Consider the following 13,316-nt stretch of genomic DNA (forward strand, 5'->3'; position numbering starts at 1 on the left):
TATTAGGCAAACAAAGAAATATCAACCTCATTATTTCTTAGCAGACAGAGCTTATGATTCTGAAGAAATAAGAAAATGTATTAATGAAGAAACTTTAGCTTTTGAGCAAATACCACTTAAAACAAGAGCCAAAAATGGTCATTATCGTTTAAATAGTTCAACAATTTTCAGACCTAAGATCTATTCTAGAAGAATGAATGTTGAAAGTGTAATTTTTGTTATAAAGCAAATATTTTCAGGTATAAACTTTTCACGCAACGATAAATTACGTAATAAAGAAACCAAGCTAAAAGATGTTTTATATAATTTCTACAGGCATGTACAAATCTTTTAAAAAGGGTTTCTACAAGGCTAATTTTTTATCTATTTTTCCATTAAGTTTATATGTTATAATTAATATATCTTAATATGTCTATAATTTTAAATGTTTAATTCTAGGCATCGGTTTTTAAGATTTTGTATTTTAAAATAGCTATTTTTAATTAGAAATTAGTGATAAAAGATTTGTTTTGATTTAAAAATATCTATATTTAGAAACATTTATATATAATCATTAACAGACTTTTATGAGTAAGAAGGACCGGTGGTCTAGGGGTATGATACCTCCTTGACATGGAGGTGATCACGAGTTCGAATCTCGTTCGGTCCATTTGCCGTAGTAGTTCAGTTGGGAGAACGCTAGACTGAAGATCTAGATGTCGCTGGTTCAAGTCCGGCCTACGGCACTTTTTTTATCTAAGGTTATTTAGTTTTTATCATCACGAACTATCTTTATAATTAAAAGAATAATGGAAAATTTAAAATATTAAAAAGTCATCTTTAAGGTATTTAAAAAAGATTAAAAAAAGGTTAAAAAGAATAAATTAAAAAAAGAAAAATAAGTTAAAAATAAGTTTAAAAAACTTATTTAAATAAGTCTTGGCCCTGTTTTTTGATTAGGGCTTATCTTTTGATTTTCTAATACATGATTAAGCTGATCCATTATAATAGTTCCTGAGGAGGTTCCAATTTTAGTTACACCTGCTGCCATTACATTACTTGCTAATTTGTAGTTATTGATTCCTCCAGCAGCTTTCATTTCAAGATGAGGTGCATTCTTTTTCATAATTCTTAAACTTTCCATTAATGCATAGAAATCTTCATTTCCATTAAATCCACTAGAAGTTTTTACATAATCTGCTCCACCATCTTCACACATTCTAGAAGCTCCTGCTTTTTCATCTACAGTAAGGAGGGTATTTTCTATGATTACTTTAAGAACTTTATCTCCAATTGCCTCTTTCACTGATTTAATATCATTCTTTACAGATTCAAAGTCATGGTTTTTAATTGCAGGTATATTTGCCATCATATCAATTTCATCAGCACCATCTGCAATTGCTTTTTTTGATTCAGCTATTTTTCCTTCGGTATTTCCTGCACCTAATGGAAAATCAACAACAGTTACTACTTTTATATCAGTATCCTTTAGTTCTTCTTTTGCTAATTTTACATAGTGAGGTAAAACCACAACAGAGTAAAAACCATATTCTTTAGCTTTATCAAAAAAAGCTTTCATTTCTTCTATTGTTGCACTATTATCTAAATTAGTAAACTCAATAACTTTTGAGAGTTTTTTAGCTTTATTGATCATTTGATTCATCTCCCTATTTTTAAACAATTTAAATAAAATTTTAATCTCCAATAATTATGATTTATTTTATATGTATATAATAGTTAGTTTAACTTCAAACTATATAATATTTTTGTCTTGTTTGATTGTTTTAAATTTTTTATATTTTTTCATAGAACAAAATATAAAATAAAAATAAGACAAATGATTTTTAGTTTAATTAAATTAACTTTTTAGCCATATAAGGGCCTTTACGTTCATAACCAAATTTACGGTAATAATTTCTAGCTCCAATACCACTAATAATTAAAAGTTCCTCTTTATTTTGATTAAGGCTGATTTCTTCAGCACGCTTAAGTAATTTTTCTCCAAAACCAGTATGTTGGCCTATGTTTTCTCCTTTTTGACCTATTTTAATCATATTTCCATAAACATGTAATTCACGTACGATTGCAGTTTTATCATCAATCTCTTCTCTATGGGCTTTTAGTGATGGCATTCTCAATCTTAAAAATCCTGCTAGGCTTTCCTCATTTTTATCTTCAATAGATAAGAAGTGCTCTTCCCCATTACTTGCAATATAATCTTCTTCAAATAGTTTATAATCATCAATTGTATACTCTTCTTTTGTCTTTTTATGACCTATTTCTCTACATCTTATACATTGACAGTTAATATCTTCTTCTTCAAGACGATTATAAACTAATTCTCCTAGATTAGATTTTTTAACACCATCTTCAATTAAAGTTGAAGGTATATCTCTTTGTATTCTCATAGTTCTAAGCCACTTTGGCAAAATTTTCTTAATTTGAACTATTAAATCAACTGCTTCTTCATCACTATATGGCCTGTATTTACCTTCTTTCCATAGTTTGTGAAGTTCACTACCTTCAGTAACAAGACAAGGATAAATCTTAAGCATATCTGGCTTAAAGTTTTCATTGGTGAAAATGGTTTTAAACATTTCTAGATCTTTTTCTGGGCATTGTTCTACTTTAGGATTGTCTCTTGCAAGTGGGAATAAACCAGGCATCATATGCATAGCTACTTTCACTCCTGAATCTCTTAAGATTCTATTTGCTTCAATCACATCAGATACTCTATGTCCTCTTTTGATTTTTTTATAAATATAGTCATGAATTGTTTGAACACCTAATTCAACTCTAGTCACACCCATTTTTAGCATTCTATCAACATGATCTTCCATGCAATAGTCTGGACGTGTTTCAAAGGTCATTCCAACACATCTTACTTTAGAACTTTCATTTGCTTTTTGAATATCCTCTATAAGTATATAATCATTTGGCGGATATGTTTTAAGAGCATTGTTTATATAGGGAGGATATTTTAAAAGATCTTCTTTTTTAAATGATTCTATATCATCAATTTGTTTAATATTCTCTAAAATTACTCCAAAATCAGTCATTGCTTTTAGACATTGTGAAACAAACCATTCCTGATAGCAAATATCTCTTGAAGGGAAAGTTCCCCCCATAATAATTAATTCTACTTTATCGATAGGGTGTCCTACTTTATGTAATTGTTTTAATCGGTTATAACATTGAACATATGGGTGAAACTTAAACATTCTGCCTCTAAGTGCTGCAGGTTCTTCTCCAGTATAACTTGGAGGTGCAATATCACTTTCAGGACAATAATAACATCTTCCATGTGGGCATTGGTGGGGATGGCACATAACTGCAACTATTGCAACTCCAGAGATAGTTCTTGTTGGCTTCTTTTTTAATAAACTAGAAACGATTTTCTTTTCTTCAAGACTTGCATGTTCTAAAATTATGGAATTGCTCATAAATTTTTTTAACTTTCTGTCTCTACATAATTGTCTTTTTTCTACTTCAAGTTCACGTCGAGTAGTTATTTTTCCATTTATGATATCTTCTATGATAATTCGACATGCCTCTTCCATTTTAAATCCTCATATATTGTATTTTTTATTTAAAATTTTTACTTATTTAACTACACTTTTTAACTAAATTTTTTTTAATTACACTTTTTAGCTAGATTTTTTAGCTATATTTTTAAATTACTATAATATATTTGTTCTTAAAATATTAAATTATTTTCATAAATTTATAAAACTTTTTATTTTTTAAAAATATTAGATAAGTTTATATAATTCCAAATCATACTTTTAATTAAATTGAACTTATGTTAAAAAATATTTTTCATGATTTATATAACTATTCTAGTTATTAATAAAACTAATGTTTTTTAATTAATAAAATATTTTTTAACCTATTTCATAAATTAATCATTGAGGTAATATTATGAAAATTAAACAATTATTGGGAATGATGGCTTTAGATTCTAATGCAAATGAAATTGGAAAAATTGAGGATGCAGAATTTGATAAAGAAGATGGAAAAATTAGTTCTATAACTATTGTCCTTAAGAAAAACATTATTTCTTCTAACAAAATCGAAGTTGGCTTTGAAGATATAAAAAACATTGGAGATTATGTATTGTTAAATATTGAAATTAACAAAGAAGCTGCAATCGAAGAAGCTGAAAAAGCTAAAAAAGCTGCAAAGGAAGATACAAATGAAGAAAAAGTAGCTGAAAAAGTTGAAACTGTTGAAGCTGAACTTGTTGATGATGTTGGAGAAGAAGTTGAAGATAGAGCTGATGTAAAAATTGAATAATTTTTTAATTTTCAAGAATTAAATTTTTAAAATTTTATTTGAATTTTTTAAAAAATATTTTAAAATTTTATTTGAAATGTTTAAAAGATGAAATGTTTAAAAGACATTTTAAAATTTTATTCTTCTTTGAAGAGCTTATTAAAACTATATTGGTGATAATATGAGTTTTTGTGATATTCGAGGAGAAAACATTGATGTTGGTGCTTTTATAAGATATACTGGTACAGGTACTATAAGCAAAGTTGTCGATTTAAAAGAAGAAGACAACATGCAATGGGTTAAATTAGATGAACCTGCTTTATGGTATGCAACCGATTCTTTAGAAGTAGTTGATGAAAAAGATATCATAAATGTTGAATCTGTTGATAAAGACACTTTAAAACAAGTAAAAGATTTAAAAGAAGATTTTGATGAACTTTCACAATCTATTAATGATATTCAAGGTTGTGAAGGTGGAGGATAATTATCCTCCATTTTTTTTATTTATTCTTTAATCTTATTTTTTAAGTTTTTTATTCTTTAATCTTATTTTTTAAGTTTTTAAATCTATTTTTTTAAAATTAGTTTATAGATAATTAATAGTTATCTGCAAAGTTTTTAATGCTTTTAGCTAATTTAGGGCCGATTCCTTCAACTTTCTGAAGCTCTTTTTCTGAAAATGGCCGTAAATCATCACCGAATACATCTACTAATGCTCTTGCACGGCGTCTTCCTAAACGTTTCACTCCTATTACAAGAGGTATAATGTCTTCTTTTACACCATAATAAAGTCTTGCTGAGAGATAATCTAAATCTTTTGAATAATTATATTTTCCAAGTACTTCAAGTGTATTTTTAGTAAATCTAACAAGTAAGGATGCTTCATATGCAGAACGCCTAGTAGAGGAGGAATAGACATGATAGGCATTTTCAATTTGGTATTCAGTTCTTTCATTTATCCATTCAATTAAAGAAACTGCTGTAGCTTCTGGATTTGCAATATCAATAGCAAAGAGACCATAATTTGAAAGCTTTTCACGAACTGGATCTTTAGATTTTCTGCCTTTGAATGAAATAAGAGGTAAATCAGGAGTTTGAGCTAATTGGTATATCAACTCTTCCGGATTAAAGCTTTCAAGATTATTTACATATTCTTTAATTTTCACTGCTGTTTCAACACTATAATTAGATTTAGCTATTAGATTACCAAATGCAGTTGTTTTTAATCCACTAGGTGTAGCTTGTAAAATCTGGTTTTGTATTAAAAATTCTAAAGCATTTTGAATTTCAAATTTTAAACTTTCCTCAGCAAAGAAACTCATAGAAGAGTTAGCAGTCATTTGATATCCGTAGAATGTCTTATTAAAGAAATCTTGAAGTTCTTCAGGACTTTGTGAGAGAGTAGATGCTACTTGTGCGATAATTTGTTTGAATACAGCATCTTTATTTTCAATTAACTTTGAATTTGTTGGTTCTACCGAACCATTGATATACCTTTCTTCAAGTGTGATAGATTCTTCCATAGATTTAGCAACTAAATAGGAGTAACCTTTATCATCATATTGCGGTCTACCTGCTCTTCCAGACATTTGTTCATAATCAAAAACAGGAATTGCTTGAGGACCTTGTTGAGTCCATCTTGTATAATCTCTAATAATTACATATTTTGAAGGTAAGTTAACACCATACATTAAACTTGGAGTAGCTGCAATCATTAAAATATTCCCATTTCTAAATTCTTCTTCAATGATTTCTTTTTGTTCACTGAAAAGACCAGCATGGTGGAAAACAGAACCATTTTCACAACTTTCAGCTAATTTAAGACAAGTTGAAGTTGGTCTTGATCCTTTTTTCTCAGGAACAGCAAGTAATTTTTCTGCTACTTCTTTAAAACCTTTCTTTTGTTCTATAGTAGTTTTCTTTTTTAATTTTCCAGCAACATAACTTGCTAAACTTTCTGTAAATCTTCTTGTTGAAACAAAACTTAATGCTTGAGAATCATCTGCAATAGCCTTTTCTAAGACTTTTACAACAACATCATTTTTATTTTTTGTATTAAACATTTCACTATCTAAAACATCTTTATTTAATGGCACTGGTCTGTAATCATGCTCTACAACAGTTGCATCTAACCAGTTTTTAATTTCTCCCATATTTTCTAGTGTTGCAGATAATGCAATAATTCTTAAATTAGGATTTATAATCTTTGCTCTTGTAATGGCACATTCTATTGTAGGTCCTCTTGAAAACTCACCAATCATATGGAATTCATCAATAATTAGTGTATCAACTTCCCTTAAAACATCCCATGAAAATCTTGTTAACACATCAAATGATTCAAAAACCATAATAGATAAGTCTGAAGAAGAGGGATGTTTACCTACTTTAATCCCAAATTCTTCGAATTTTTTAAATTCTTTCACTTTTTCGTTTTGAATTGAAAGAAGTGGTGCAGCATAAATTGCTTTTCCACCATCTAAAATAGCTTTAAGTGCTACCATAACTCCAAGTACGGTTTTTCCACTAGCTGTTGGAATTGCAATAACACAATTTTTATTATTTTCAAGATATCCAGAATCAATCACAGCCTTTTGTGCAGGATTAAATTCTTTAATATAGGGATAACAACTATTTATTATTGTTTTTATATTCTCTGGGATGTTTTCCATAATAATCAGTCTTTAATTTTAGATTTTAAATATTTTTTAATTTTTTAATAGTATTTTTTATTATTAATAGATAATTTTGATTTTCATAGAGCAATTGAAAAGTTCTCTAAACCTTTAAAAAAGCTTTGATTAAATTTTTTCATTTTTGATGATTTATTTTTTTCATTTGGGATGTTTTCATTAAAGAAAATCTTTTGATGTTTTAATTAAAAAAATCTATTAAATTAAATTTTTTCTTTTTTAAGAACTTTTATATCAGATATTCTTGTATTAGGGTATTGCCCATCTTCATCTTTTTCCACTGCCTTTGTCATATCCCAAATCGTAAGTAAAGCTACACTTACACCGGTAATAGCTTCCATTTCTACTCCAGTTTGTCCTGTTAATCTACATTCACATATTGCAGTTATATTAGTTTCGCCTATTTCAAAGTCTAGCTCAATTCCACTAAGATTTAATGGGTGGCAAAGGGGTATAATATCTGATGTTTTTTTAACAGCTTGAATTCCAGCTATTTGTGCAGTTGTTAGAACATTTCCCTTTTTAATTTCAGCATTTTTAATCATTTCAATTGTTTCTTTTTGAAGATAAATTTTTCCACTTGCTACTGCAGTTCTTCTCTGTTGTGGTTTTGCTCCAACTTCTACCATATGAACTCCAGTTTCAGTTAAATGTGTAAATTCTTTTTCTCCCATATAAAAACCTCACCATTTTTTAATATTCAGTAATATTTTTTAAATTTCAAATGAATTTATTCATATTTTTACTTTTATTTTTTATTATTAATAACTCTTGTTTAAAATTTCACTTTAATCTAGCTAATTTATTTATATTTTCTAATTTAAATCAGTATTATTAATTTAAATCAACTTTAGATTATTTTTATAAATTTTTTTATTTAATTAATTATTTTATTTAAATTTAATTTTTTACTTATATTAAATATTCTATACTAATTAAGTATTCTAGTTTAATTAAATTTTTTAATCTAAATTAATATTTTATAATCCTAATTAAGTATTCTAGTTTAATTAAATTTTTTAATCTAAATTAATTATTCTATGATTCTATAATTTTCAATTCAATTCATCATAGGGTAATTTAGTTTCTGAGAAGTCTTTTGCTCTATTTCTAGCATTTGATTGGAATTTTTCTCTTAAATCTTTATCTGTTAAGATTTTATCGATAGCTTTTGCTAGATCTTCGCTGTCATTTGGATTGATTAATAAACCAACATCTTCTGTAATTATTTCTTTTATTCCACCTACATTACTACCAATTACAGGTTTACCACAGGCTAAAGCTTCTATTAAAACAAGTCCAAAACTTTCAGTAAATGAAGGTAAAACAAGTAAATCACAGCTTGGTATTATATCTTCTATATCAGTTCTTGAACCTGTGAAGTAAACATTATCGAGATTCCCTTTTAAATATTCATTTTCAGTTTTATCTTTTAGCTGTCTTAAAAGAGGACCATCACCTACAATAACAAGATTTGCCTTAGCTTTTAATTGTTTTTTAGCTTCAATGAGCAAGTCAACATTTTTTCTTTTGATTATATTTCCAACAAATAATATTATAGGTTTATCAATAGCTATATTAAATTTATTAACTAATTCTTCCTTGAATTTACTTTCATTATCTTTTGTAGTTTGAAACTTGTCAATATCTACTGAGTTCCAGTGTAATCTTGTTTTTTTTTCTATATCTGGTATTTTTGTATTTATTATTTCATTTTTTAATGTATCACTTACAGCAAGTACTATATCTGCATCTTTTAGAACTTTTTTTATAAGAGGTCTTATTAATGATTGTTTTTTATAGATTTCAAACATATCCGATCCATGGGATGTTACATAAGTTTTTGTTTTAGTTGATTTTCCAGCTTTTACAGAGGTCCACCCTGCAGGTAGTAAGTAGTGGCCATGGATTATGTCAATATTTTCTTTTTCAATTAATCTTTTAAGTTCTCTTTTTCCATTAATTGCAAAAAATAATCCTCTTAATCCGGGAATATTAACTCCTTTTGTACCGATAACATGGATTCCATCAATATCTTTAATATCTTTGTGAGGGTATGTTATTACATATACTTCATGACCTTCTTTTATTAATTTCTTGGCTAAACTATGTATATGTACTCCAACTCCCCCAATATGTGGTGGAAATTGTCCAACCATTGCAATTTTCATATTTTTACCTCATATTTTGAAAAGTTTTTTATTAATTATCAACTATTTTAATCACTATTTTAATTAAGATAAGTATTTAATTAAGATGAGTATTTAATTAGGATAACTATTTTAATTAAGATATATTTTTAAATCTATTAATTTTAATAAAATTTTAATTATTATAATATATTTTATTAATTCTATTTATTTTTATTTTAAAATAGTTTAAAAAAGTTTAAATTTTTATTTTAAAATAGTTTAAAAAAGTTTAAATTTTTATTATAGGATTATTTTTTAAAAAAAAGGAGGTAAATCAATGATTATTAAAAAAACTTGTTTATATTTAATAGAAATAGTATAAAAAAGAAAAAAAATATTAGAAAATTGTTTATACAATTATTCTAATCTTTCTAATAATTCATTAAGTCTTGGAGCACCAATAAATGCTAATGAATTATTAATTGCAATTGCAGGTACTGCTGTAACACCGTAGCCAATAGCTAAATCTCTGTTATCTGGATCTGCTATACTGAGTACTTGTACATCGAGTTTGTCACCTAATTTTGCTTTTGCTTCTTCAACAACTTTTACAGCACCTGGACAATGAGGACAGGTTGGTGAGGTAAATACTTCTACTTTGTTTGCCATTTTATCACCTAGTTTTTTTTAATTTAATAAAATTTTATTTAGTTTTTTTTAATTTAGTAAAATTTTATTTAGTTTTTTTAATTTAGTAAAATTTTATTTAGTTTTTTTAATTTAATAAAATTTTGATATAAATTTATAAAAATCTATTTAAAAACTTAAACTTTTATAAATTTATTTATAATTATTAGTTGTTACTATATAAATATTCCTATATTTTAATAGATTTTTTTTAACTAAAATCTAAATTTAAAAAATTAGTTAAAAAGATTTAATTATAGATTGAACAATTTATTTTCACTTAAAGTTTCAGTTAAGCTTTTTTTAGCTTTAGGATAATTAACTGCAGTATAATTAGTTGTATTTGATTTTGAAGCAGCTAATTCAATAGCTTTATTTTTATTTCCAACTCTATCAATTAAACCTAAGTTTTTAGCTTCATTTCCATTATATTTTTTACCATGAGCTAATTTTGCAATATAATTTGGACTTAAACCTCTATTTTTAGCGATTTTTTTAATAAATTGAGTATAATCTTGATCAATCATTTTTTGACCATTTGCAAGCTTATCAGCATCTGTTTTATTAGATTTTTTTAATTTAAGATAATCTTCATTATATTCTCCTCTAAGTTTAAGCTTTGAATATTTATCACTATTAATAAAGCTAAGGCCAATTCCTCCAATTGATGATGAAGAACTTGCAACAATAGAATCTGCACTAGATGCGATTAAATAACTTTCATCTAATCCTTTATCTCCAATATATGCAATAACTAACTTTTCTGAGTTTTTAATATCATCAGCTATTTGTTCACTTGCAACTTCACTTCCACCTTTACTATCTATATCTAATACAATAGCTTTTACATTTTTGTTAGAGTTTGCTTCATTTAATGCATTTTCTATCTGACTTACACTTGTTGTAACTTTGGTAGAATTAGATGGATTGTATGTAACAGTTCCACTAATTGATATAATAGCTATTTCATCCTGTTCAATAGCTAAATTACTTAGTGGTAAAATAAGAACTAAAAGTAATGTTATAGCTAATATAATGAATGCACCTATTCCTATATTAAGCCATTTTATTTTGTTTTCACTCATTTTATCACATCTAGTATCTTATTTTAATATTCTCTATAATTCATTAAGTGATTGGGTTATGAAAATTTTTTTCATATTCTCCAATATTTTCATTAATTTAATAATATATTATATTTAATTACATTAATATATAAGTTTATTTTTTTTAATATTTTTCAATGTTTTTTAAATAATAAAATTGATTTTTTCACATTTAAAAATTTAACTTTAAAAAGTTATAATCTTATTTTCAATTAAGTTTATATGATTTAATTTAAAGGGTTATATTCTTATTTTCAATTAAGTTTATATGATTTAATTTAAAGGGTTATATTCTTATTTTCAATTAAGTTTATATGATTTAATTTAAAAAATAAGATATATATTTAATCCTATTTAAAAATTAGCTAAATAATTAGGTGATTCAGTTGAGTAAAACAGTTTTATCTCCAGGTTCTGCTACAATTATTAATGCAATTTCAACTGGTTTTGGTTCTGCATTTGGTATTGGCCTTTCTATTGAAGCTGAAGCTAAATTTTCTAATTGTGGTATTAACTGCTCTTCAGATTTAGGAGTTAGTCCTAATTTAATGAATTTATGTGTAAAGAAAGTTTTAGATTATTATAATATTACTAATGATAAAATTATTGAAGAGATTATCAGTGATTTAGATTTTGGAAATGGAGAAGGTATTGAAATTAAAACTAAATCTAATTTACCATTAGGTTCAGGTTTATCAAGTAGCAGTGCTTTATCTAATGCAGTCGTTATGGCATCTGCTTCTTTAATTGCAGATGAATTCTGCCTAAAACCATTAAGTGATTTTGAATTAGTTAATCTTGGAATTGATGCTTCACTTGAGGCAGGAGTTACTATAACTGGAGCTTTTGATGATGCTTCTGCATCTCTCTTTGGTGGAGTAACTATAACTGATAATACTAAGCGTAAGATTTTACATCAAGAAAAAATGCCTAATTATGATGTTTTAGTATTTATGCCAGATAAAGAATCTTTAAGCGGATCTTCTGATGTTAGTAGGATGAAATTAATTGCTCCATTTGTTGAAATGGCCTTTGATAAAGCTATGGATAAAGAATATCTTGAAGCTTTAACTTTAAATGGTTTATTATATGCTAGTGTATTAAATTTTGATAATAATATTGCACTTGATGCACTTGAGTCTGGTGCTTTAGCTTCTGGTTTATCAGGAACTGGTTCTTCATTTGTAGCTATTGTAGATGATAGTTCTATTGACAATGTCAAAGAGGCTTGGAATTCTTATGATGGCAAGATTATTGAAACAATAGTAGATAATGAAGGAACAAGGTTTATTTAATTATTTTATTTTTTTCATGAAATTTAAAACCTCTTTCATGAAATTGTTCAGTATTTTCTTTTTTTTAAAAGAAGGTAGTTTGTTTAGTATTATCTTTATTTGGAAGTTCATTCAAATATTCAAATATTTCATTTGGATTATTCATGATATTGTTTTCTTTTGTTCTTTTATAGAACATTTCCATTAGTTTCTTATTATTTGGACTATTTAAGATATAACTGTTTCCATAAGTTTCAATATATTTTTCTTTAAGAGCTGGAAAACTCTTATCTAGATTTTTATAGAAATATTCTCTATTTCCTTCTCTTAAAGTCATTCCAATACCAAAACAAATTATTCCTTCCACATTTGTTTCAATGCAATAATCAATTATTCCATTTATATTTTCTTCTGTATCGTTAATAAATGGTAAAATTGGGCATAGCCATACAACAGTTGGAATATTTGATTTATTTAACTGCTCAAGTACTTTTACTCTTTCTTTTGTGCTAGATACATTTGGCTCAAGTACTTTGCATAAATCTTCATCATATGTAGTTAAAGTCATTTGTACAACTACTTTTGATTTTTTATTAATCTTTTTTAATAAATCTAAATCTCTTAAAATTAAATCAGATTTAGTTATACAGGTAAATCCATGACCATATTTATAAATTAATTCTAAAGATTGCCTTAGATGATTTAATTCTTCCTCAATCGGGATATATGGATCTGTCATAGCTCCAGTTCCAATCATAATTTTTTCTCTTTTTGATTTAAGAGCTTTTTTAAGTAGCTCAATGGCATTTGCTTTAATTTCAATATCTTCAAAATCATGATTCATATTGTAAACTTTACTTCTAGAGTCACAATAGATACATCCATGAGAGCATCCTCTGTATAGGTTCATACCATTCTTATTAGACAAAATACTTTTAGAATTCACATAATGCATGATTTCACTTTTTTAAATTTTTATTTTAATATTTGTTGTACTATATTTAATTATTTATGAGAGCGTTTGATAAGAATTTTTAAATTTTAATTATTTATGGGAGCGTTTGATAAGAATTTTTAAATTTTAATTATTTATGTGAGTATTTGATAGGAATTTAAATAAATTTTTGTTAAAATTAAATTCAATTCAATAATTATCTTTAAATAATATGAAAT

General features: G+C 26.2%; 12 protein-coding genes and 2 tRNA genes. 6 read left to right on the forward strand and 8 right to left on the reverse strand.

Going from position 1 to position 13,316, the window contains the following annotated elements:
* From BM020_RS09375 to BM020_RS01275, 3 genes are all read left to right on the forward strand, one after another.
* Positions 1-334 (forward strand): transposase (locus tag BM020_RS09375; RefSeq protein ID WP_159428547.1); only part of this gene is annotated, 334 nt, incomplete at its 5' end.
* Between the two features lie 243 nt (positions 335-577).
* Positions 578-649: transfer RNA gene (locus tag BM020_RS01270), tRNA-Val, on the forward strand.
* Between the two features lie 3 nt (positions 650-652).
* Positions 653-725 (forward strand) — tRNA-Phe (locus tag BM020_RS01275).
* Positions 726-907: 182 nt separating this feature from the next.
* Here the strand turns inward: BM020_RS01275 and deoC are convergent.
* Positions 908-1,642, reverse strand: coding sequence for a deoxyribose-phosphate aldolase (deoC, locus tag BM020_RS01280; protein WP_082762142.1), 735 nt, complete (start codon positions 1,640-1,642; stop codon positions 908-910).
* A 190-nt stretch (positions 1,643-1,832) separates the two neighbouring features.
* Positions 1,833-3,539, reverse strand: coding sequence for a tRNA uridine(34) 5-carboxymethylaminomethyl modification radical SAM/GNAT enzyme Elp3 (locus BM020_RS01285; protein ID WP_067147169.1), 1,707 nt, complete (start codon positions 3,537-3,539; stop codon positions 1,833-1,835).
* A 361-nt stretch (positions 3,540-3,900) separates the two neighbouring features.
* Here BM020_RS01285 and BM020_RS01290 point away from each other — a divergent pair, with 361 nt between their 5' ends.
* Both BM020_RS01290 and BM020_RS01295 read left to right on the forward strand, forming a co-directional pair.
* The gene (locus BM020_RS01290; protein WP_067147167.1) at positions 3,901-4,275 is read left to right on the forward strand and encodes a PRC-barrel domain-containing protein; all 375 of its coding nucleotides are present in this window, start codon (positions 3,901-3,903) and stop codon (positions 4,273-4,275) included.
* A gap of 160 nt (positions 4,276-4,435) precedes the next feature.
* Positions 4,436-4,738, forward strand: a complete 303-nt coding sequence (locus tag BM020_RS01295; protein WP_067147164.1) for a DUF2098 domain-containing protein — start codon at positions 4,436-4,438, stop codon at positions 4,736-4,738.
* A gap of 112 nt (positions 4,739-4,850) precedes the next feature.
* Here the strand turns inward: BM020_RS01295 and BM020_RS01300 are convergent, their stop codons facing one another.
* The 5 genes from BM020_RS01300 to BM020_RS01320 all read right to left on the reverse strand — a co-directional run bounded on the left by BM020_RS01300 (position 4,851) and on the right by BM020_RS01320 (position 10,848).
* Positions 4,851-6,932 carry a DEAD/DEAH box helicase gene (locus BM020_RS01300; protein ID WP_083405352.1) on the reverse strand — a complete coding sequence of 694 codons (2,082 nt, stop codon included), beginning with the start codon at positions 6,930-6,932 and terminating at the stop codon, positions 4,851-4,853.
* A 215-nt stretch (positions 6,933-7,147) separates the two neighbouring features.
* Entirely contained in the window at positions 7,148-7,618 is a 471-nt protein-coding gene (moaC, locus tag BM020_RS01305; RefSeq protein ID WP_067147160.1) for a cyclic pyranopterin monophosphate synthase MoaC, read from the reverse strand.
* A 381-nt stretch (positions 7,619-7,999) separates the two neighbouring features.
* On the reverse strand, positions 8,000-9,115 hold the full coding sequence (locus BM020_RS01310; protein ID WP_074797967.1) for a glycosyltransferase family 4 protein: 1,116 nt from the start codon (positions 9,113-9,115) through the stop codon (positions 8,000-8,002).
* A gap of 378 nt (positions 9,116-9,493) precedes the next feature.
* Positions 9,494-9,745: a thioredoxin family protein gene (locus BM020_RS01315; RefSeq protein ID WP_067147155.1), complete on the reverse strand. Its 252-nt coding sequence runs from the start codon at positions 9,743-9,745 to the stop codon at positions 9,494-9,496.
* 272 nt (positions 9,746-10,017) lie between these two features.
* Complete coding sequence (locus tag BM020_RS01320; protein ID WP_067147153.1) at positions 10,018-10,848, reverse strand: S49 family peptidase; 831 nt, start codon at positions 10,846-10,848, stop codon at positions 10,018-10,020.
* Between the two features lie 407 nt (positions 10,849-11,255).
* On the opposite strand from BM020_RS01320, the gene BM020_RS01325 reads away from it, so the two are divergent.
* On the forward strand, positions 11,256-12,164 hold the full coding sequence (locus tag BM020_RS01325) for a shikimate kinase (protein ID WP_067147152.1): 909 nt from the start codon (positions 11,256-11,258) through the stop codon (positions 12,162-12,164).
* A 64-nt stretch (positions 12,165-12,228) separates the two neighbouring features.
* Here BM020_RS01325 and BM020_RS01330 read toward each other — a convergent pair whose 3' ends face one another.
* Complete coding sequence (locus tag BM020_RS01330) at positions 12,229-13,098, reverse strand: SPL family radical SAM protein (protein WP_067147149.1); 870 nt, start codon at positions 13,096-13,098, stop codon at positions 12,229-12,231.
* Positions 13,099-13,316: the final 218 nt, after the last annotated feature.

Source organism: Methanobrevibacter olleyae (assembly GCF_900114585.1).
In the GTDB taxonomy this organism is placed as follows: Archaea; Methanobacteriota; Methanobacteria; order Methanobacteriales; family Methanobacteriaceae; genus Methanobrevibacter; species Methanobrevibacter olleyae.